The organism is Telmatospirillum siberiense, from assembly GCF_002845745.1.
Classification (GTDB): Bacteria; Pseudomonadota; Alphaproteobacteria; order Rhodospirillales; family Magnetospirillaceae; genus Telmatospirillum; species Telmatospirillum siberiense.
In genome coordinates this window covers 255,311-276,218 of the sequence record NZ_PIUM01000004.1, presented here as the reverse complement: position 1 = coordinate 276,218, position 20,908 = coordinate 255,311, and the positions used below count along the sequence as shown (strand labels likewise).

Here is a 20,908-nt window from a genome sequence, read left to right as displayed (position 1 = left end):
CGAGCACAACAAAAATTCAAAGCCATTCGTTTGGACAAAGCCGGCCGACGTCATCCTTGCAAAACTTCAGCGCCTGCCCGTTGTATCTTCTGTTTGAGTCAATGCACTAGGGCTCATCGCGGATTTTCTCATCTTATCGAATATTCTGCACGGCTTGAGCAGATAGAGAAAATTGTATTCCCGTCTCAGATATTTGTTAGTTCTGGATTAATTGTGGACCATCAGATCTGTTCAATTTGTGGCAAGGAATATGGTGATTGCGATCACCTTGCTGGCTTTCCTTATATGGGGGAATTTTGTTTAATTATTCAACGTGGCATCCGAGCAAACCACGTTGCTATCGTTCAAAACCCGGCGGACAAGAGGTGTCGGCTTACCAGTTTCGAGGTTGACGGTGGATACAGAAATCGAATGACTTGGAAAGTTGAGCCGGGAAAAAGTAATAGTGATAAATCTCATGGACTAGAAGCGCAAGCAATTATTATTGCATCATCTAGTAAGAAAAAATTACCAAGACCATGGATGAGTGATGAGTGATGCGTTGTTATTGCACGACTAAATTCTCTGAAGCTGCAATACCAACAAAATTTCCGTCTTGGTCGTTCCGTCTGTATTGGCCCTGAGAAACGACGGAAGGAACGACAGCCCGGTTGACGCCTCGCTGGTCTTGTTCTCGGCCAGCCCTCCGAGTAGCACGATATCCCCATTTCCCAGGGATACCGCTGTCCTCACCTCGCGCTTGATCAGCGTCGGCGAATTGTTCACCCCGGTATCGGTCGCCACGAAATTGGAAAGCTGCTGATTGATCACCAGTTCGGTCACGTCCTGGCGCACCTCGGGGCTCAAGTCAAAGATGACGCCGGAAGAGCGGTATTCGACCGATTGCACGGCCTGACCGGCGCCGGTCGGATAAGCGACGGAACCGAGGACCGGCACGTCCTGGCCGACGCTGAACCGCCCGTTGCGTCCGCTGGCGATGCGCAAGACCGGGCTGCTGACGATCTTGAACCGGCTGTCACTGGAAAGCGCGCTGACCACAGCGTCGATGGTCGAGGTCTTCAACTGGATGAAGCCGTCCAGGGGCGTGCTGCCGGCGTTGTAGGACAGCGAGAGCTTCTTTCCCAGCAAGGCCGTCACCATGGAAATGGCCGAGCCGTTCTTCTCGTCGGTCTGCACCTCATAGACGGCGCCGCGCACCACGACTTCGCCGGCCGGCGTGTCGATCTGCGGAATGATGGCGTCGAGCTTGGCCCTTTCGGCCTGCGTTACCCATAACGCCAGGACGTCCTTGGCTACCGGTTGGTTGGTCGCGGTGACGGCCGGGGCCGAGAAATCGGCGGCGCTGGTCTGGCTCAAGGTCCGTGTCGCCGGAAAACTGATCCCGGACGAGAGGGCAGCGGCGGGCAGGGCGCCCGGTTGCCCGGTGGTGGCCGTCTGCCGGGGCATGGCTTCGGGGAACATGGGACGCAACAGCTCGGACAGATAGGCCGGATCACGGTAACGGGGCCGATAGATCCACGGTTGTCGCTCCGCTGCCGGTGGCGCAGGTGGTTCCTTGGCCTTGGCGACGACATCGAGCGTGCCGCGCCGTTCGATCTCATAGCCGAGGGCATGGAAGAAGTCGGCCAGGAAGGCATGCAACTGCGAGGGCTTGCCCTCCCAGCGGAACGACACCGCGCGGCTGTCGTCCACCACAGCGGGGTCGAGCAGATAGGGTGTGTGCAGGGCATCGCCATAAACCAGCCGTGCGACTTCCGAAACCCGCACGCCGTCCAGTTCGATCTTCTGGTGATCGGGAGTACCGGCAAGGGCGGCGAGGGGCCAGACGATGGCCAGAGGTAAGAGCCAAGCCCTACGCATGACCGGAGACCTTGAGTTGGGCGTCGAGGATGACGCGAAGCTGGCGGATGCATTCGGCTTCCTCGGCGGTCAAGCCCGGCCCATGCCGCATGCTATAAATAGCGAAACAATCCAACATGTTGCGCATGCCCTCGAAGATCTCGCGGGAAGATGGCATTTTGTCCTTGTCGTCGGTTGTCATGCTTTCTCCTTTGCTAGAATTGATTTGGTTTCATGCGGGCATGAAACCCGGGGCCGCGTGAGCGGCGGGGGATCCGAGGTCAAGGGCCGCCGGGAGTACGAAACGCCGCAAAGCTTGGGAGTCCACGACCTTAGCTTTGCGTGTGTTTCGCAACGGACCGGCGGGGAGCGGAGCGACTTTACCCTTGACCGTCAAGAAGGGGGCGGCGCCCCCTTGTGCGGGGTCCCGCGAGGAACGAGCGGGTTCGCACCATGCACAACGACTTGCCTTTGAATGGAGAGGGAAAATGACTCCCGACGAATATGGAGATAAATTTTCTGACCATAAATTTGAACAGTATAAGTTGTTCATACAAAAAAGTGAAAATGAAAAAAATGGACGATTTCAAGTTCATAAATTCTATTTGTGGATTATATCTGCACAGCTACTATCTATAGCGTCCCTGTGGGGAGTTAGAAAATCAATTAATTTTAATCTATACGTAGAGATTATCTTACTTATACTTGCCTCTATGGCCATTGCGAGTGCCTTGTGGGCGTATTGCAGTTCTCATATGGCAAAAGCCTATCGGAAGCAGATCCACATTATATTGAATATGGAAAAATTTCTTCCAATTTCCCCATATTCACAAGAAATAGAAATGTTATTCGGCGAAAAAATTGGAAACAATGCGCTACTACATGATAAAGAGAGCAACCTTGTTTGCGCGCTTACAATATCTATATGGGCGGTATGTGCGACCATTGTGATATTTTTGTTTTTTTATCGTCTTTGATATTTATGTGATTTTGATTTTAGTTTTGACACATTAACCGGATGGAGGTTTACGATCTTTGCAATAGCGGTATTCTGGACGCCAGCCTGTGACAACCACGCGATCACGATATCCCGTTCTTCACGGTGTTTCCGTCGAACCATGGCAACGGCCGCTTGCAAACCTTCCTTGGCATATGCGGTTTCAGCCATAACCTGGGCGTAGGCGTCATCCGTTTGAATGCCTCCGTCAATTAGCGCGATGACCTTTTGGGCGGCCGCTAAAACCGCCGCCCGGATTTCACTTCTCTGAGTCTTCGCCTGACGCTCTCTTTTCGCGCTGCTGGCGATCAGATCAGCATGATTGCTGATTTGGTCGGCAAGTTTGCGCAGATAGGCCGCAAGATCGCGGAGAGATTCCGGAGGGAGACTATCGAGGTCGTTTAGCATGCGTCGGATTCCTGCCTGGGAACGGAGTTTCATAAGCCATTGATATAATGGGAATTATTTTTTCGCTTGCCAGTCTTATTCGTCATAATATACATTATGCGACAATTGGATCCGGCTAAAACGCTGGTTCAAAAGGCTTTGGCGGAGGCCGCACCCCTGTTACCTGGGGTAAGTCGATGTTACCCACCCCATAGGGCCTGTGGTACAAAGGTCTCCGCCATGGAGCCTATTGTCATCAGAATCGACGGCGATCTGAACGCCCGCAGCCTGCGCGAGACTTCAGAAGGTCTGAACGGTAGTTTTGGAATCAACGTTCGTTATGCAGTAACATAGTCATCAACGTTACCGCGTATTGGTAACGGGCTTTCCGAATATAAGCCAACAATATTAAGGCAGCCACCGTTTCCAAACGGTCAAAACAGTGACAAGAGAAGCTGTTGAATCGACATCGTAAATCAACAGATACGACGGATACCTAACCACTAGCAATTCGCGTGTCCCCTCCTCACCCTCATGGACCGAGATAAGGGAACCGCCGAAGTCGCCGTGCGGTCGTACGAATGGCGGCAACAACACGTTTCGCCGCATGCGGATTAAGTGGGGTGAAAACGATGGTAACAGCACATGGGGCACCTCGCACGCTCTTTCCAGGCTGACTTTGAGGCATTGACGCTCCCCCAGGCCGTGCCCCTTGAAGTCACTGGGGTGGCGGCGGGAAGGCCAAAATCTGCCGCTGGTAGACCTCGTCCACTTCGGAGAACGGCACCTTGTCTCGCGTATAGAGGACCGCCCGGTGCTCGAACAGGGCATCGGGAATCGTCAAGGGAGCGGCCTGCGGCGCCTGGGAAACGGCGGCGGATTCCCAACCGCCCGGCAAGGGCGACCACAACAGGGAAGCGGCGAAGGTTTGGCGGGTCGGCTCCAGCGCCAGCACGGCCTTGCCGAACGGGGTATTCGTGGTCTCCAGCAGGCGATTCATCTCCGCGGTCAGCCGGCCCGGCACATACCAATTGTCGGCTTCCGATAAGAGACGCTCGCCACACAACAACTGCACCCGGCGGTACTTCACCGGCTCGCCCGGCTCCACCTGCAGCCGCTTCCGCTGTTCCGCCGAAGGCGGCTTATCGCCCCCACCTTCCCGCTTGAGGATCGCGACGATCTTGGCGGGATCGGCCAGATGGTGATCCCGACACCATTTCTCGAGGGTCAGCGTCGCGCTGCGGCTGGCCAGCAGCTCGGCGTTAAGGCTTTGCATGAGCGCCAAGGTCTCGACCCGGGTCAGAAAGTTGTCCGGCCAGACCGGCTCGTCGGCCGCCTGCACCGGTGATCCGATGGAGAACAGGGCGGCAATGGCGAGATGGCGGATTGAGATGATCTGCATCGTAAGGTGTGCCTCCCTGAAAAATGCCACCCTTTAGAAATCCAGCGGCGCATTGTCGACCACTTCCTTCATGACGAAAAAGGTCCGGGTCTGGCGTACGCAGGGCAAGGCGATCAGGTCTTTGCCGTGGATGACGTTGAACTCCGCCATGTCGCCGACGCGAATCTTCAGGAAGTAATCGAAGTCGCCGGCCACCAGATGGCAGTCGATGACGAAGGGCAGCGCGGCCACCGCCTGCTCGAACTGGGCGAAACTTTCCGGTGTCGAACGATCGAGGACGACACCGACCATGACCAATGTCCCCCGCTCGACCTTGTGTGGGGCAATGATCGCCCGGACACCCGCGATATAACCCTTCTCGAAAAGCCGTTGAGTGCGACGATAACAGGTCGCCGGGCTGATATTGACCGTTTCCGCCAGTTCCGCATTGCTGAGACGTCCATTCTGCTGCAGCAGATGGAGGATTTTCTGGTCGATTCTGTCCGTCTCATTCTGAGTGGTTGATTCTTCCATATTTTACGCCAAATCTGAGATATATGTACACTAATATCATATTGGATGAAATATATATAAAAAAATATTTCAACATATGAAAGCACATTTCATTATTTAGATGCTATCGGTTGTTTCTCTCCTCCCCCATCGGATGGACCGAAAAGGAACCGATATGCTTAAGAAATTTGAACGCTATCCGCTGACATTCGGACCGACGCCCATCGAGAAGCTGTCGCGCCTCGGCGAACATCTCGGTGGCGACGTCGAAATCTACGCCAAGCGCGAAGACTGTAATTCCGGTCTCGCTTTCGGCGGCAATAAACTGCGCAAGCTCGAATATATCGTCCCGGACGCCATCGCTTGCGGCGCCGACACGCTGGTATCCATCGGCGGCGTCCAGTCCAATCACACCCGCATGGTGGCCGCGGTCGCCGCCAAAATCGGCATGAAATGCCGTCTGGTTCAGGAAAGCTGGGTGCCCCACGAGGATGCTGTCTATGACCGCGTCGGCAATATCCTGTTGAGCCGCGTCATGGGCGCCGATGTGCAGTTGGTCGACGAAGGTTTCGACATCGGCATCCGCGAGAGCTGGGAAAACGCCATCGAGGACGTTAAGGCCAAGGGCGGTAAGCCCTACCCCATTCCGGCCGGCGCCTCGGTGCATAAATACGGCGGTCTCGGCTATGTCGGCTTCGCCGAGGAAGTCCGCGCCCAGGAGGCCGAGCAGGGCTTCGCCTTCGATTATATCGTCGTCTGCACGGTGACCGGTTCGACCCACGCCGGCATGCTGGTCGGCTTCGCCAAGGACGGCCGGGCCAACAAGGTGATCGGCATCGACGCCTCGGGCACGCCCGCTCAGACCCGCGCCCAGGTGATGGAGATCGCCCGGCGGACCGCCGATCTTGTCGAACTGGGCCGCGAACTCACCGATGACGACCTGGTGCTGGTCGAAGACTATGCCTATCCGGCCTACGGCGTTCCCTCCAACGAGACCAAGGAGGCGATTCGCCTGTGCGGCCGCCTCGAGGGCATGATCACCGATCCCGTCTATGAAGGGAAATCCATGCAGGGCATGATGGATCTGGTGAAAAAGGGATACTTCCCCAAGGGTTCGAAGATCCTCTATGCCCACCTGGGCGGCGCCCCGGCGCTCAACGGTTACAGCTACGCCTTCCGTAACGGCTGAGGCTCCCTCTTCTCTCTTCGCCATGGCCGGAGCGGATTCCGGCCATGGCGGCTGATGCCCTTAAGCTCTGAGGCGAAATAATCGCTCCAGAGCCTAAGGTTTATAGGACGCCTGCGCCTCCGGCTTCGGCGGGCGAGAGGCGCCGCTCGGGCTCTTAGGACGGGGACGTGATTATTTCGTCCCAAGTCCTTAGCCGATTGCCGTGACGGGCGGGCCGGCGTAACGGGCCCTGGGACGGATCAGGCTGCCCGTTTCCCCCTGTTCGACGCTGTGAGCCAACCAGCCGACGGCGCGGCCGACGGCGAACAGGGAAAAAGCGGCATCGGAAGGCAGGTCGAAGCGGATCACCAAGGCCGCCAGGGCTACGTCGATGGTGGGGCGCAATCCGGTCAGCGCCGCCACCTTCTCGACCATCTCGGTGACGTCGGCAGGAGGCGTGAAGGCGTCCAGCAGCGCCACGGCGCGAGGATCCCCATCGGGATACAGGTGATGGCCGAACCCTGGAATGGGCAGGCCTGAGGAAATGTGGCGGCGCAGGGTCTGATCGGCGCCGGTCCTCGCCACCTCTTCGAAAAGACTGCTCACCCGCACCGTCATATCCCCGTGCAAGGGGCCGCACAGGGTCGCCAGACCGGCCAACATGGCGGCCGCCAGCGGGGCGCCGGTGGACGCGGCGACACGGGCGGCAAAAGCCGACGACGTCAATTCCTGGTCGGCAAGCAGGACCAGCGCCCGGCGGATGACATCGGCCGCCGCCTCGTTCCCGTTCCAGGCCCGCGTCAGCCGCCGGTGCAACGGATCCCGCCCTTTCGGCAGGTCACCGAAGGCGGAAGCCAGAAGGCCGATGAGGGCGGCGCCCTCATCGTACAGCACGGCGCCCGCCCGCCCCTGGGAAGGCATACCCGAGGCCGCGGCCCGCCCCAGTACGCGAAACGCCCGTTCGCGCGGCGTCTCCCCGGGCGATGTATTGACGGAAACGGATGGAAAATCGGGCGGCGAGGCCATCCCCCACAGCAACCCCGCCGTCTCCTCCATGGTACCGGCGGCGGATTGCGCCACGGCATCCCTTCCCCGGTAATAAAGGCGTCCCTTGGCAATGGTGGAAATCGTCGTGGTGATGCTGGGTTCGCCCCAGGACATGGTGCTGGCGGCCAGCACCGACGGCTTTCTCCGCCGTTCCCGCCGCTTGATCAGATCATCGATATCGTCGGCCCGATAGAGACTGCGCCTGGCGTCCGTCGGATCCGGACAGACTTCGATCCGGCCTCGGCTGACATAGGAATAGAGGGTCTGAGCCCTCACCCCGAGGGTCTTTGTCGCTTCGTCCTGGGTAAGCCAGTGCGTCATGTTGATTATATGAATCGAGATTGATCGTTATATTCCATATAGCTCATTCTCGCCTTCCTGGCTCAACTATTTTGCAACCGGCGCATGGCGTTCCCCGGTCAACGGGACGGATTCGCGCACCGAACAGGAAAGGTCTGAGGAAAGATGCATCCGGAGTCTGACGTCCGGCGCCTTGTGGTCGCCAGACGGGTTCCCCTCGCGGTGGCCGAACGGGCCCGCCGCGACTTCGACACGGTTCTCGCCGATCACGACCTGAACGCGGCGGAGGTCATCGCCGCCATGCGAGACCATCGCGCCCAGGCGGTGTTGATTGGGCACAAGGCGGCATTGACCGCCGCCGACATCGCCAAGCTTCCCGACTCCGTGCGGATCATTGCCAATCCCAGCGCCGGATTCGAACATATGGACGTCGAAGCGGCCCGGGCCCGCGGCATCGTGGTGACCAATGCCCCCGACGTGCTCAGCGACTGCACGGCGGATTTCGCCGTCATGCTGATCCTCGCGGCCTGCCGCCGCGCCTCCGAATACGAACGCTACCTGCGCTCGGGCTGGCCGAACCGTCTCGGCATGCCCGACATGCTCGGCAAACGGGTTCATGGACGGACGCTCGGCATCGTCGGAATGGGCCGCATCGGGCGCGCGGTGGCCAAGCGGGCCCGCGCCTTCGACATGCGGATCATTTATCACAACCGCTCGCGATTGCCGGCTGAGCTGGAACAGGGCGCCGAGTTCGAGGCCGACCTGAGGCATATGCTCCCCCGTTGCGACATCCTTTCCCTGCACCTGCCCGGCGGATCGGGAACCCTGATGACCCGCGAGATGTTCGCCCTGCTGCCGAAAGGGGCGGTATTCGTCAATACCGCCAGGGGATCCCTGGTCGACGAGGATGCGCTGATCGATGCCCTGACATCCGGACAGCTTTACGCCGCCGGGCTCGATGTGTTCCGCGAGGAGCCCACGCGCAACGGAAGACTGGCAGAACTCCCCAATGTCTTCCTGACCCCCCACGTGGCCAGCGCGACGGAGGAAACCCGCGATGCCATGGGCTTTGCCGCGCTCGACAACATCGCCGCCGTACTTTCGGGAAAACCGCCGATCAATCCCGTCTGAAAAATAAAAATCGGCAAGGAAACGAACCCAGGATGAAGGACTCCCGCCATGTCAGAGGAAGAGGCCCCGACGACCGGACAAGTAACTGACAAGAAAACAAAAACCCGTTTCTGGATCCTGATGCTGATCCTTCTTCTTTCGACCATCGCCTACGCCGACCGGTCGATCCTTTCGGTTGCCGCGCCCGGCATCAAGAGCGAGTTCGGGCTGTCCGTCGTCCAGTTGGGCTACATCATGTCCGCCTTCAGCTGGGCCTATGTCCTGGGGCAACTGCCGGGCGGCCTGATCCTCGATCGTTTCGGTACCAAAAGGGTCTATGGCTGGACCCTGGTTCTGTGGTCGCTGGCGACATTCGTCCAAGGGTTCGTCGGCGCCTTCGCCGCCAATGTCATGGGCACGGTCGTGCTCCTGTTCGGCTTACGCTTCGTCCTGGGCCTGATCGAAGCCCCCAGTTTTCCGGCCAACGCCCGGGTGACCGCCATGTGGTTTCCGAAATCGGAACGGGGCCGCGCCTCTTCGCTGTTCGCCTCGGCCCAATATTTCGCCGTGGGACTTTTCTCGCCGCTTTCCGGCTGGCTGGTCTCCCGTTTCGGCTGGCCCTGGCCGTTCTTCGTCTTGGGCTCGGCCGGTTTCCTGGCGGCGATCCTGTGGCTTTTCTGCATGCATGAGCCGCGGCGTCACCCCGGCATTTCCAAGACCGAGCTCGCTCACATCGTCGCCGGCGGCGCCCTGGTCGATATCGACGAGGTGAAGGAGCGCACGGCCAAATCCCGCCTGTCGGGACATATCGTCAACAGCCTGCTGACCAACCGCATGCTGTGGTGCGCCTATATCGGGCAATACTGCACCATCGCTCTCAGCTATTTCTTCATCACCTGGTTTCCCGTCTATCTGGTGCATGCGCGGGGGATGAACATCATGCAGGCGGGCTTCGCCACCCTGGCGCCGTCCCTGTTCGGATTCGCCGGCGGGATCTCGGGCGGCATCATTTCCGATTACCTGATCCGTATCGGCTGGTCGCTGTCCTGGGCCCGCAAGGCTCCTTACATCGTCGGCATGCTGATGGCATCCAGCCTGATCATCGCCTCGGTCGCCGACAGCGATGTCCTGGTGATCTCCTTGATGTCCTTCGCCTTTTACGGCAAGGGTATCGCCGCCGGCGCCGGAACCTGGGCGGTGGTCAGCGACACCGCGCCGAAGGACGCGATCGGACTGGCCGGTTCGATCTTCAATTGCGTCGGCAATATCGCCGGCATCGTCACCCCCATCGTCTTCGGTTACATCGTCGCGGTTACCGGCGACTATAATGTCGGATTGGTCTTCGTCGGCGCCCATTGCATCGTGGCCGCCCTGGTGTTCCTGCTGTTCATGGGTCGGATCGAACGGGTCGGAGAGGCTTAATACCAAGTCTCGATGAGTCATCCTCATCGAGACTTGGTATAACAGGCGGGCTTCCTCACACGCCGCTGAACCAGTTGTAGCCCTGGTCCTCCCAATATCCGCCGGGATAGTCGTTGGTGACGAAGATCTCGGCGATATGCTTGGGGTTCTTGAACCCGAGCTTGGTTGGCACGCGCAGCTTCAGCGGAAAGCCGTATTCGGCCGGCAACGGATCGGCGCCGAAATCGAGGGCCAGCAGGGTCTGCGGATGCATCGCCGTTTCCATGTCCAGGCTGGAATAGTATTTGTCGGCGCATTTGAACCCGACGTAACGCGCCGTCATGTCGGCGCCGATGCGTTCCAGGAAGGTGCGGAAGGCGACGCCCCGCCATTCACCGATGGCGCTCCATCCCTCGATGCAGATATGCCGGGTGATCTGCCCGCTTTGCGGCAGCGCGCGCAGATCGGCTAGCGTCCAGGCGCGCTTGTCATCGATCTTGCCCGACAACTGAAGCCTGAAGGCTGCCCCATCTATGTCCGGGGCGTCGTATTCCGGATAGAAGGCGTTGAAGGGAAACGGCCGGGTGATCCGGCTGGCCTCGTAGGTCGGCGCCAGACGGGTGCGGCTGAACAGTTTGGCCTGCACCCGGTCGTTCCAGCGCGACATGGTCCATAAGACCTTGTCGACGGCGTCGCCGTCCTGCAGGTCGCACCCCGCCAGCATGCCGAGCGCGCCCAGCGACAGCATTTCCTTGAGCAGCAGGCGCCGCTGCAGGTTCTCCACCTGTCTTTTATGGACCGAGAGATCCTGCTGCGACCGGCGACGCGGCGTTGTCATGATGAAACCTCATGGGATGATGAGTGCCGGCCGGTCAGCATCGGCAGCAGGGAGCGCGGCACCAGGACGACGAGTATCAGATGAACGGCGACGAAGCCCACGATGCCGGCCATCGCCAGGAAATGCACATAACGCGCCGTGGCGAAATCGCCGAACGCGGCGCTGAGCCACCACAATTGCACGGGCTTCCAGATGGCGAGACCGGAGGCGACGGCCAGGACGCCCAGAAGCAGCACCAGGATGTAAAGCAGGCGCTGCACCGCGTTATAGGTTCCGGCCTCGTGCGGCAGGCGGAATTTTAGGGCGGCCAGCAGGTCGGTCATGATCCCGGAAGGGCTTAACGGCAGGAACCGCCTGCGGAAGTGGCCGCTGGCCAGTCCATAGGCCAGATAGAAAAGGCCGTTGCCGGCCAGCAGCCACATCGCCGCGAAATGCCAGGCGACCGCCCCGCCCAGCCATCCGCCCAACGTGGCCCAGGCCGGGAAAGTGAACCCGAACAGGGGCGAGGCGTTGTAGATCGCCCATCCGCTCGTCGCCATGCAGGTCATGGCGAACGCATTGAGCCAGTGAAAAACGCGGATGGGCAAGGGATGGACCGGCATGGCGTTCCCCTTCCCTCACATCGGCGGGGTGACGCCATTCCGGCCGGCCGAGATGAACAGGGCGGTCAGCGCCCCGTCGCCATCCTTCCGAGCGAACAGCACCACATGGGTTCCCGCTGCCAGCAGGGAGCGGTCGCCCGGTTCGAGATCGACGATCGGCACGTCGTCCGGAACCACCACCTTCTTTTCGCCCTGCTTGTACTTGACGGTGATCGTCCGCCCGTTGGCGACCACCAGATCCCCGACGGCACCATTGGTCATGGAACTGTTGGGCGTCAGGTCCCATGGGCGGTGGCCGTCGCCGGTCCCGGCCATTTCCGGCGGAAAAATGTGGACCTCAAGCGCCTTCAAGGTGCCGTCCGGCTGCGGTACGGCCGCCGTGCCGATATAGCGGCCGGGTTGAATCTCCGCGATATTGGCCAGGGCGACGCCGCGCACGCCGGTAGCGCCGTCGAGTTTGACGTCGATGTCGGTCCCGCGATTGGTCTTGATTTTCAAGATGTCGGCACCAACCGTTGTGATGGTGCCGCGCACGGCGACCGGCGGCGCGTCCTGGGCCCCGGCGGCGCCGATGCCGACGGCCAGCGTGCCCGCCAAGATAACCGGGGCCAGCCACGAGCGAGAAAGACGGAACGGAATGGACGGCATGATGCGATCCCTGAAGAAGTTATAGAATAAACACGACTATACGCACCGGCGATTTTCGCCATACCAACTTTACAATTACAAAAATGTCATTCAGGGACGCCTGGCATCCTTGCCATGGTAAAAAGAAAAAATGAGCATTCTTGTCATCGAAGACGATCCCAAGACCGGCGACTATCTGCGCAAGGGGCTGAAGGAAGGCGGCTATGGGGTCGACCTGGCGCGGACCGGCACCGACGGCCTGCGCATGGCCCTGGAGCGCCCCTATGATCTGGTGATCCTGGACGTCATGCTGCCCGGCATCGACGGCTGGCGGATCATGCGGGCCTTGCGTGAACGCCGGGATGTCCGGGTGATCTTTCTGACGGCGCGGGATCAACTCGACGACCGCATTCACGGCCTCGAACTGGGGGCCGACGATTATCTGGTGAAGCCCTTCTCCTTCACCGAGCTGCTGCTCCGGATCAGGACACTGCTGCGCCGCGGTGTCGCCACCGAGCCCGATCTGTTCGAATTCGGCGACTTGCGGCTCGACGTATTGCATCGCAAGGTCACCCGCGACGGTGTCGAGATCGCGCTCACCAACAAGGAGTTCCTTTTGCTGCGCCTGCTGGTCAAGGGCCGGGGTAGCGTGCTGTCGCGGACGCAGATCGCCTCGGAGGTCTGGCACATGAACTTCGACAGCGACACCAACGTGGTCGACGTGGCGATCAAGCGGCTGCGCGCCAAAATCGACCAGCCGTTCGAGCGCAAGCTGATCCACAGCGTGCGGGGCATCGGCTACACCTTCGGCGAGGAACCGTGAGCCGGCGGTGGCCCGCCTCGCTGATCACCCGGACGGCCCTGCTGTCCGGCCTCGCGGCCTGCCTGATCACCGGTTCGCTGGGCGGCTATCTTTTCCAGTCGGCCAGGCGCTCCATTGAGGAGAACACCGATCGGCTGCTGGTTGCCCGGGTCGAGCATTTCAGGAGAGTGGTGGCGGACATGCCGTCGATCGCCGATTTCGCCGGACGCCCGGTATTGTTCGAATCCATGCTGGGCGCCGAACGCGACGTGCTGCTGTTCCAGCGCGCCGGGGATGCTCCTTTCATCCGGGTCAATCCCGCCGGTCTCCCCGTCCCCGAGCTGGCGGCGACACCGTTCGGCCGGATCACCGGGATGGCCGACGTGACCCGGACCAGCCCGCCGGACGGCGTACCGGTCCATTGGGTTGCCGCCGTCACCCGGACCGCCGCCGGAGGCGAACCGATCACCGTGATCGCCGGCCATCCGATGTACCGCGAGATCGGAATGCTCGAGGCCTATGGCGAGCGGGTGATCCTGGCCACGCTCGGCGGCATGCTGGTTTCGGCGTTGCTGGCCTTCCTGTTGCTGCGGGGCGGTCTCCGCCCGCTCGGGCGTCTTGCCGCCCGGGCCGGAGAGATCAATCCGATCACCCTCGCGGTCCGCTTCGATGAAACGAGGCTGCCGTCGGAGCTGCGCGCGATGACGGGCGCCTTCAACGCCATGCTGGAGCGCATCGCCGCCGGCTACCAGCGCCTCAACCAATTTTCCGCCGACCTGGCGCACGAGATCCGCACCCCTCTCGGCGCCCTGATCGGACAGACCCAGGTCACGCTCGGCCAGCCCCGCCAGCCCGCCGAGTACCGGGACGTCCTGGCATCCAATCTGGAGGAGTTCGGGCGCCTGCGCGCCATCACCGAGAACATCCTGTTCCTGGCGCGGATCGAACATACCGAGCGGGAGATCGAACGTTCCCCGATCGATCTCGACGCCGAGCTGAGAAAAATCGCCGACTATTTCGATGGCCTGGCCGACGAGCGGAGTATGCGTTTCGAAGTCAGCGCGGCGGGCGCGGCCTGGGCCAATCCGCAGCTTTGTCAGCGGGCCGTCAACAATCTGGTGATCAACGCGGTCCGCTATGGACGGGAGGGAACCACGGTGCGACTGATCGGCCGGCAGGACGCCTGCGGCGCCAGCATCATCGTCGAGAACAGGGGCGTGCCCATCCCGGACGATCAGCGGGACCGCCTGTTCGACCGATTTTACCGCGGGGACGCGGCGCGCAGCCGCCCCACCGAATCCAACGGCCTGGGTCTGGCCATCGTCAAGACGATCATGACCCTGCATGGCGGCACGGCCGGGGTCGCCTGCCGGGAACCGGACCTGATCCGTTTCGAATTGCGCTTTCCCGCCGGCCTTGCCGGCAATTATCGGGAATGTGCGCGAAGCGCACAGGGCGTTGGCGCGTAAGCCAAGGGCGCGGATGCGCCCGCCCGGCGCTTGAGGGATCGGTGATCGCTTCCGATCACCGAGAGTTGGTATCAGACCGGAAGCGTCGCGATACTCAAGGCCAGCGCCTGGGCCCGTGGCAGCAGGGTGTCGAGCCGGCAGAACTCGCGGTCCGTATGAGCCTTGCCGCCGACCGGCCCCAATCCGCAAAGCGACGGGACGCCGAGCGAGGCGGTGAAGCCGGAATCGGCACAGCCGCCGGTGAATTCCCCATCGACGGCGAAGCCCACCACCGCGGCGGCCTGCCGGTAGCGTTCGAAAAGCTCGGCGCTGTGGCGCTCCTCCAACGGCATGAACTGGGCGCCGTGCACCGAGCTGACCCTGGTATCGGGAACATCCGGCGCCGCCAGGATGGCTTCGATCCTGGGCAGCAGGTCATCGAGTTGGGCGAGCGCGATGAAGCGGATGTCCAGTTCCGCCTCGGCATGATCGGCCACGATGTTATGGGCATGCCCGCCATGGATCACCCCGACGTTGGTGGTGATGCCGCTCTGGTAATCGGTCAGGGCATGCAGTTTGACGATCTTGGCGGCCAGGGCGCCGATCGCGCTGGCGCCATCGGCGTGGTTGACCCCGGAATGGGCTGCCCGCCCTTCGGCGATGAGGTTGAGGGTGAGCCCGCCCTTGCGGGAGGTGACGACATTGCCGCTGACCCGTCCGGGCTCGGTATTGAAGGCGGCGCGCGCGCCCTTGGCCTGGGCTTCGATCACGGCGCGCCCCGAGGGCGAGCCGATCTCCTCGTCGGCGGTGAACAGGGCGACGACGGGAAAGCCCGTACCGCCCGCTGCCTTCAAGGCCCGCATGACGAAGGCGCTGACCACCAGGCCCCCCTTCATATCGGCGACCCCTGGACCATAGGCGATGTCGCCGTCCCGCGAATAACCCCGCCCCGATACCGTTCCCTTGGGAAAAACCGTATCGCGATGGCCGAGCAGCAGCACGGGCGCTCCCTGCCCCGGAATTTCCGCGCGCAGCACGTCGCCATAGGTGTCGTTGCCAATCCGTTGCACGGTGATTCCGTCCGCTTCCAGCATGGCGGCGAGCGCGGCGCCAACCGCATCGACGCCGACCTTGTCATGGCTGTTGGAATCGATCTCGACGAGGCGACGCAGAAAATCCTCCATCTCGCCGGCGCGGGCGGACAGCCAATGATGGGCCTCGGCGGGAATCATCGTCGGGGCCGGCGTCATGGCTGACGCGACCGGATGATGGCGCTGCCGTCCTCGCCGAGATCCCAAAAGATCCCGGCCATGATCCGCAGAGCCTCCTCGGCGACGGATCCCAGCATGTGCTCGTTCGGCGCGTGCTGCGAGCAGGCCGGATAGGAGTGGGGAATCCAGATGGTCGGCAAGCCAAGGATTTCGGCGAACACGTCGTTGGGCAGAGAACCACCGAGGTTGGGAAGCAGGGCCGGCTTCTTGCCGGTGCTCGCGGCGATCGAGACAAGCGCCCAATCGACCCAGGGATCAGCCGGATCGAGACGGGTGGCTGCGAAGGTTTCGGCGCTGGCCACCGTAACGGCGACGCATTGGAAGCCATGGGCGTCGAGATGGCGCCGGACGGCATCGATCACCCCTGCCCCATTGGTTCCGACGACGAAACGCAACTGCAGGGTCGCCTTGGCGACCGGCGGCACGGCATTGCCCGGCGCGCGCGGATTTCCCGTCTCGAACGCAAGCACTTCCAGGCTGTTCCAGGCGAAAACCCGTTCCTCCGGCGTCAGGCCGGGCTCACCCCATCCGGCGTCGATCTCCGGATCGTTCGGTCCGCCGCCGACGCGAATATCGGTCAAGGCCTTGCGAACCGTTTCGGGGATTGCCGGCGGACGCAGGTCGTCGACCAGGATGCGACCGCGCTGATCGACCAGCGAGGCGATGGCGTTGGCCAGAATGGTTCCCGGATTGGCCAGCAACCCGCCCCAGTTGCCGGAATGATGGCCACCCTCGCGCAGATCGGCGACGAGGTCGAAGTTGATCATGCCGCGCGAACCCAGAAAGACGGTCGGCCGCTCGGCGCTGAGGCGCGGTCCGTCCGAGGCGATCAGCACATCTGCGGCCAGGGCGGTTTTCTCGGCCTTGGCCAGGGCCTTCAATCCCGGCGATCCCGCCTCCTCGCCCATTTCGATGAGGAGCTTGACGTTGAATCCCAGCCGTCCCTGGCGGGCCTTCAGCACCGAGGCCAGGGCGCCGAGATTGACGCTGTGCTGCCCTTTGTTGTCGGCGGTGCCGCGACCGTACCAGCGGTCCCCCTCGACGGTAAGGGTCCAGGGGGCGCAGCCTTCCCGCCAATGACGCTCATCGCCCCGCACCACATCGCCATGTCCATAGATGAGCACGGTCGGCAGGGCGGCGTCCTCCTTGCGTTCGGCGATGAGAAAGGGACCAAAGCCGGCCACCGGATTGTCGATGACGCGCGAGGTAAACCCCAGGGCGGTGGTCGTGGGGATCAGTTCCTCGTCGAGATAACTGCGCAAAATGGCGATGCGGTCAGCCTCCTGGCTTTCGGTGCGGAAGGCGACGCGCCGGGAAAGATCGGCGAGAAACTCGCCGGAGGCGTGATAGGCGGCGGCGATGGCAATGGCGTCTTGGCGGGTCATGGCGTGATTTCGACCTAACGATTAAGGAGAAGACAGGAGGCGAAGCCGTCGGCGATTTCCCGCGGCGGCGGGGAATCGACCTTGCAGCGGGACTCCGCCCGCGCGCATCGGGGATGAAAGGCGCAGCCCGACGGCGGCGAGATCGGATTGGGAAAGCTGCCCCCCAATCCGTTCTCGGGAAGACCGAGCGACGGGTCGGGAGTGAGGACGGACTCGAGCAGGGCCTGGGTATAGGGGTGGCAGGCATCCTCGAACAGGCCTGCGCGGCGGCGTTCCTCCACCACCCGGCCGAGATACATCACCGCCACCCGGTCGGCGATATGCTCGATCACCGCGAGATTGTGGCTGATGAAGAAGTAGGTCAGGCCGAATTCGTTCTTGAGATCGAGCAGCAGGTTGAGAATTTGCGCCTGCACCGACACGTCGAGGGCCGAGGTCGGTTCGTCGCAGATCAGCACCTCGGGACGCATGACCAGGGCGCGGGCGATGGCGACGCGTTGGCGCTGACCGCCGGAGAGCTGATCGGGCGTGGCGTCGATCAGCCGTTTCGGCAGCCCCACCACATCGAGCATATGGCTGATCCTGGATTGCCGTTCGGCATGGTCGCCGATTTTATGGACGACCAGGGGCAAGGCGATCAGGTCGGCGATGGTTTTGCGGGGATTGAGCGAGGAATAAGGATCCTGAAAAACCGGCTGGATCCGCCGCGCCACCTTCCTGCGGTTGGTCTTGGCGATCGGCACGCCGCTGATCAGGATTTCTCCGGCGGACGGCGGGGTCAGCCCCAGCAGCATGCGGGCGATGGTCGATTTCCCCGATCCGCTTTCGCCGACCAGGGCGAACACCTCTCCCCGCTCGACCTTCAGCGATACCCCATTGACCGCGGTCAGGGTCGCCTTCGGACGGAACATGCCCTGCGAGATGGGATAGGTCTTGCAGACCCCGCTCAGTTCGAGAACGGTTTCGCTCATGCCGCATTCTCCGCCGACTGTCCGGACAGGCACGCCACCCGGTGATCGTCGGCCAGCCAAAGATCGGGAAAGGATTCGCCACAGGCCGACCGGCTTTGTCCGCAGCGTTCACGGAAGGCGCAACCGCGAAGCTCCTCGACCAGATTGGGAACCTGGCCGGGGATGGCGCCCAGCCGCTCGCCCGGCTTGGTGCGTCCGGGCGTCGGAATGCAGTCCATTAGCCCCCGGGTATAAGGATGTCCGGGGGTCGTGAAGACCTTCGCCGCCGGCCCGGTTTCCACCAGCCTGCCGGCATACATGACGCCGACGTCGTCGGCGATGCGGGCAACCACGCCGAGATCGTGGGTGATGAGAATCATCGCCATGCCGAATTCGCTCTGCAGATCTCGCAGGACCCGTAAAATCTGGGCCTGGATGGTGACGTCGAGTGCGGTCGTCGGTTCATCGGCGATGATCAGGTCGGGTTCGCACATCAACGCCATGGAAATCATCACTCTTTGGCGCAAGCCGCCGGACAATTGATGGGGATATTGGCCAAGACGGGTGCCCGCCGAGGTGATCCCGGCTTTTTCGAGGAGCATGACGGCACGATCGCGGGCTTCGGTCCGGGATACCTTTCGATGGCGGAGCAGAACTTCGCAAAGTTGGTCACCGATGGTGAAAGCCGGATTGAGCGAGGTCATCGGCTCCTGGAAGATCATCGCCATGCGGTTTCCGCGCAGATCCTGTTTCTGGCGTTCCGTCGCGCACATCAGGTCGACGCCGTTGAAGCGCAGGGCATCGGCCCGCCTCACCGCCCGGCGGGGCAGAAGATCCATCAAAGCAAGGGAACTCAAGGATTTTCCGGAACCGCTCTCGCCGACGATGGCCAGGGTCTTGCCCCGCTCCAGTGAGAGGGACACCCCGCGCACGGCATGCAGCAGACCGCCGGAGGTCGGAATGTCGATGGTGAGATTTTGAATTTCGAGCAGAGCCATGATCAGTTCCTCCGCTCGGGCGCGGTGACGTCGCGCAGACCGTCGCCCAGCAGGTTGATGGCCAGAACCAGGATCACCAGGGCCACACCCGGGACGGTGATGACCCAGGGACTGAAGAACATGTATTGCTTGCCCTCGGAAATCATCAGGCCCCAGGACGGCAGCGGCGGCTGGACGCCCAAGCCGAGGAAAGACAAGGCGGCTTCAAGGAGAATGGCATGGGCCATTTCCAGGGTGGCGACGACGATCAGCGGGTTGAGGATGTTGGGCAGGATTTCCGAGAAGACGATACGGCTGGTCGAACAGCCGATGGCTTGGGCCGCCGCGACATAATCGGCGCGGGCCACCTGCATGGTGGCCGTCCGCGCCACCACGGCGAAGCGATCCCACAGCAGCAGGCCGAGAACCAGGATCACCATCGAGAGCGATCCCCCGACCAGGGCGGCGCCGGCCAACGCCACCAGAACCACCGGCAGGGCCAGGCGCGTGGTGACCACATAGCTGACCACGGCATCGACCCGTCCACCGAAAAAGCCGGCGGCGACTCCGAGACCGGTGCCGATCACTCCGGAAATAATGACGGTGGAAATGCCCAGCAGCAGCGAAATCCGCCCCCCCCAGATCAGGCGGCTGAGATAATCGCGTCCCAGCTTGTCGGTTCCGAGGACATGCTCCCAGGTTCCCTTGGCATGCCAGATCGGCGGGATCAGGCGCCTGGAAAGGTCCTGGGCGTAAGGGTCGTGCAGTCCCAGCAGCGGCGCCATCAGCGCCAGGCCGGCGATCACGACCAAAACGACGAGACCCGCCATGAAACTGGGGTTGGTCGCGGCCCGGCGGCGGAATTTGTCGAAGCGCGCGCGCCGTGACGGCAGGACGGCTTGCATCGATGGAGATTGCGCGGTCATGCGATGCGGATCCTCGGGTCAAGAATGGCGTTGAGAATGTCGGCCAGCAGGGTCAGCCCGATATAGAGGACGGCGAGAACCAGCACGATCGCCTGCACCACCGGGAAATCCTGGCGAGCGATGGATTGCCAGGCCAGCTGGCCGAGCCCCTCCATCGAGAAGACGGCCTCGACGACGATGGAGCCGCCCAGCATGAAACCGAATTGCACGGCGGCCAGGGCGACCACCGGGATCATCGCGTTGCGCAAGGCGTGCTTGAACAGCACCGTGGGCATGCGCAGGCCCTTGGCCCGGGCGGTGCGGATATAGTCGGAGGCCAACACGTCGAGCATGCCGTTGCGGGTCAGCCGCATCACCGCCGGAATCGCGTACCAGCCGAGAGCCACCGACGGCAGGACGAAATGGGCCCAGGTGCCGCTCCCCGAAACGGGCAACCAGCGCAAGGTCACCGAGAAGACGATGATCAGGGACAGCCCCAGCCAGAAGGTGGGAAGCGCCTGTCCCAACACGCAGAACATCAGCGCCGCGCGATCGATCCAGCCGCCCTGCTTGACCGCCGCAAGCACACCGAGTGGAACCGAGATGATCAGGGCCAGCAGAAGGGAGATGCCGCCCAGCGCCAGCGTGACCGGCAGGCGCTGGGCGATCAGCGTGGTGACCTGGTCCCGGAAATAGAAGGACGTGCCGAAATCGAAGCGGAGCACGCCCCAGGCCCAGTTCAGATATTGCTCGACCAGGGGACGGTCGAGGCCGAATTGGACGCGGATCTGCGATACCTGCTCGGGCGTCGCGTCCGTTCCGGCGATGGCTTGCGCGATATCCCCGGACATGTGCAGCAAGAAGAAGGCGACGATCGAAACCGTCAGGGCGACGCAAAGTGAAATGGTCAGCCGCCTTATACCGAATGCGAGCATCGCTATTCTCCCGAGTTGGCGAGGA

The 20,908-nt window shown here is 62.0% G+C and carries 22 protein-coding genes; 7 read left to right on the top strand and 15 right to left on the bottom strand.

The annotated features are described in order from the left end of the window. On the top strand, nt 1-537 hold a 537-nt coding region (locus CWS72_RS28040; RefSeq protein WP_199175564.1), incomplete at its 5' end, for a hypothetical protein. Between the two features lie 18 nt (nt 538-555). On the opposite strand, the gene CWS72_RS06335 is transcribed toward CWS72_RS28040, so the two are convergent. Further along, nucleotides 556-1,860: a type II secretion system protein GspD gene (locus CWS72_RS06335; RefSeq protein WP_101249725.1), complete on the bottom strand. Its 1,305-nt coding sequence runs from the start codon at nt 1,858-1,860 to the stop codon at nt 556-558. Beyond that, nucleotides 1,853-2,041 (bottom strand): hypothetical protein, encoded by a 189-nt coding sequence (locus CWS72_RS06330; RefSeq protein WP_101249724.1) that lies wholly within the window; start codon nt 2,039-2,041, stop codon nt 1,853-1,855. Before CWS72_RS06330 ends, CWS72_RS06335 begins: the two co-directional genes overlap by 8 nt. A 286-nt stretch (nt 2,042-2,327) precedes the next feature. On the opposite strand from CWS72_RS06330, the gene CWS72_RS27370 reads away from it, so the two are divergent. Then, entirely contained in the window at nt 2,328-2,816 is a 489-nt protein-coding gene (locus CWS72_RS27370; RefSeq protein ID WP_146002646.1) for a RipA family octameric membrane protein, read from the top strand. Here CWS72_RS27370 and CWS72_RS06325 read toward each other — a convergent pair. From CWS72_RS06325 to CWS72_RS06315, 3 genes are all read right to left on the bottom strand, one after another. Further along, on the bottom strand, nt 2,804-3,244 hold the full coding sequence (locus CWS72_RS06325; RefSeq protein ID WP_146002645.1) for a hypothetical protein: 441 nt from the start codon (nt 3,242-3,244) through the stop codon (nt 2,804-2,806). The two genes, CWS72_RS27370 and CWS72_RS06325, sit on opposite strands and share 13 nt — an antisense overlap. A 697-nt stretch (nt 3,245-3,941) precedes the next feature. Continuing rightward, entirely contained in the window at nt 3,942-4,625 is a 684-nt protein-coding gene (locus CWS72_RS06320; protein ID WP_101249722.1) for a hypothetical protein, read from the bottom strand. A gap of 33 nt (nt 4,626-4,658) precedes the next feature. Then, the gene (locus tag CWS72_RS06315; RefSeq protein ID WP_101249721.1) at nt 4,659-5,138 is read right to left on the bottom strand and encodes an Lrp/AsnC family transcriptional regulator; all 480 of its coding nucleotides are present in this window, start codon (nt 5,136-5,138) and stop codon (nt 4,659-4,661) included. A 154-nt stretch (nt 5,139-5,292) separates the two neighbouring features. Between CWS72_RS06315 and CWS72_RS06310 the strand changes: the two genes are divergently transcribed. Beyond that, on the top strand, nt 5,293-6,306 hold the full coding sequence (locus CWS72_RS06310) for a 1-aminocyclopropane-1-carboxylate deaminase (protein ID WP_101249750.1): 1,014 nt from the start codon (nt 5,293-5,295) through the stop codon (nt 6,304-6,306). A gap of 189 nt (nt 6,307-6,495) precedes the next feature. Here CWS72_RS06310 and CWS72_RS06305 read toward each other — a convergent pair whose 3' ends face one another. Continuing rightward, nucleotides 6,496-7,653: a citrate synthase family protein gene (locus CWS72_RS06305; protein WP_101249720.1), complete on the bottom strand. Its 1,158-nt coding sequence runs from the start codon at nt 7,651-7,653 to the stop codon at nt 6,496-6,498. 144 nt (nt 7,654-7,797) lie between these two features. Between CWS72_RS06305 and CWS72_RS06300 the strand changes: the two genes are divergently transcribed. Further along, nucleotides 7,798-8,763: a 2-hydroxyacid dehydrogenase gene (locus CWS72_RS06300; protein ID WP_101249719.1), complete on the top strand. Its 966-nt coding sequence runs from the start codon at nt 7,798-7,800 to the stop codon at nt 8,761-8,763. A gap of 120 nt (nt 8,764-8,883) precedes the next feature. After that, nucleotides 8,884-10,164 (top strand): MFS transporter, encoded by a 1,281-nt coding sequence (locus tag CWS72_RS06295; protein ID WP_274540583.1) that lies wholly within the window; start codon nt 8,884-8,886, stop codon nt 10,162-10,164. Between the two features lie 55 nt (nt 10,165-10,219). Here the strand turns inward: CWS72_RS06295 and CWS72_RS06290 are convergent, their stop codons facing one another. The 3 genes from CWS72_RS06290 to CWS72_RS06280 are packed head-to-tail and all read right to left on the bottom strand — an operon-like array spanning nt 10,220 to nt 12,231. After that, nucleotides 10,220-10,981, bottom strand: coding sequence for a molybdopterin-dependent oxidoreductase (locus tag CWS72_RS06290; RefSeq protein WP_101249717.1), 762 nt, complete (start codon nt 10,979-10,981; stop codon nt 10,220-10,222). After that, nucleotides 10,978-11,583, bottom strand: a complete 606-nt coding sequence (locus CWS72_RS06285) for a cytochrome b/b6 domain-containing protein (protein WP_101249716.1) — start codon at nt 11,581-11,583, stop codon at nt 10,978-10,980. Before CWS72_RS06285 ends, CWS72_RS06290 begins: the two co-directional genes overlap by 4 nt. 15 nt (nt 11,584-11,598) lie before the next feature. Further along, complete coding sequence (locus tag CWS72_RS06280; protein WP_101249715.1) at nt 11,599-12,231, bottom strand: hypothetical protein; 633 nt, start codon at nt 12,229-12,231, stop codon at nt 11,599-11,601. A 130-nt stretch (nt 12,232-12,361) separates the two neighbouring features. On the opposite strand from CWS72_RS06280, the gene CWS72_RS06275 reads away from it, so the two are divergent. Together CWS72_RS06275 and CWS72_RS06270 are read left to right on the top strand one after the other, a co-directional pair. Continuing rightward, entirely contained in the window at nt 12,362-13,033 is a 672-nt protein-coding gene (locus CWS72_RS06275) for a heavy metal response regulator transcription factor (protein WP_101249714.1), read from the top strand. Then, nucleotides 13,030-14,481, top strand: coding sequence for a heavy metal sensor histidine kinase (locus tag CWS72_RS06270; RefSeq protein WP_101249713.1), 1,452 nt, complete (start codon nt 13,030-13,032; stop codon nt 14,479-14,481). The genes CWS72_RS06275 and CWS72_RS06270 overlap by 4 nt, the downstream gene beginning before the upstream one ends. A 71-nt stretch (nt 14,482-14,552) precedes the next feature. On the opposite strand, the gene CWS72_RS06265 is transcribed toward CWS72_RS06270, so the two are convergent. From CWS72_RS06265 to CWS72_RS06240, 6 genes are read right to left on the bottom strand one after another with little or no spacing between them, the layout of a single operon-like run. After that, nucleotides 14,553-15,710 carry a M20 family metallopeptidase gene (locus tag CWS72_RS06265; RefSeq protein WP_241911604.1) on the bottom strand — a complete coding sequence of 386 codons (1,158 nt, stop codon included), beginning with the start codon at nt 15,708-15,710 and terminating at the stop codon, nt 14,553-14,555. Next, a complete protein-coding gene (locus CWS72_RS06260) occupies nt 15,707-17,116 on the bottom strand; it encodes a M20 family metallopeptidase (protein ID WP_101249712.1) in 1,410 nt (469 codons plus the stop codon). Before CWS72_RS06260 ends, CWS72_RS06265 begins: the two co-directional genes overlap by 4 nt. Before the next feature lie 14 nt (nt 17,117-17,130). After that, nucleotides 17,131-18,087 carry an ABC transporter ATP-binding protein gene (locus CWS72_RS06255; RefSeq protein WP_101249711.1) on the bottom strand — a complete coding sequence of 319 codons (957 nt, stop codon included), beginning with the start codon at nt 18,085-18,087 and terminating at the stop codon, nt 17,131-17,133. Then, on the bottom strand, nt 18,084-19,064 hold the full coding sequence (locus CWS72_RS06250) for an ABC transporter ATP-binding protein (RefSeq protein ID WP_101249710.1): 981 nt from the start codon (nt 19,062-19,064) through the stop codon (nt 18,084-18,086). Before CWS72_RS06250 ends, CWS72_RS06255 begins: the two co-directional genes overlap by 4 nt. Before the next feature lie 2 nt (nt 19,065-19,066). Next, nucleotides 19,067-19,969 carry an ABC transporter permease gene (locus tag CWS72_RS06245; RefSeq protein WP_101249709.1) on the bottom strand — a complete coding sequence of 301 codons (903 nt, stop codon included), beginning with the start codon at nt 19,967-19,969 and terminating at the stop codon, nt 19,067-19,069. Next, on the bottom strand, nt 19,966-20,883 hold the full coding sequence (locus CWS72_RS06240; protein WP_101249708.1) for an ABC transporter permease: 918 nt from the start codon (nt 20,881-20,883) through the stop codon (nt 19,966-19,968). Before CWS72_RS06240 ends, CWS72_RS06245 begins: the two co-directional genes overlap by 4 nt. Nucleotides 20,884-20,908: the final 25 nt, after the last annotated feature.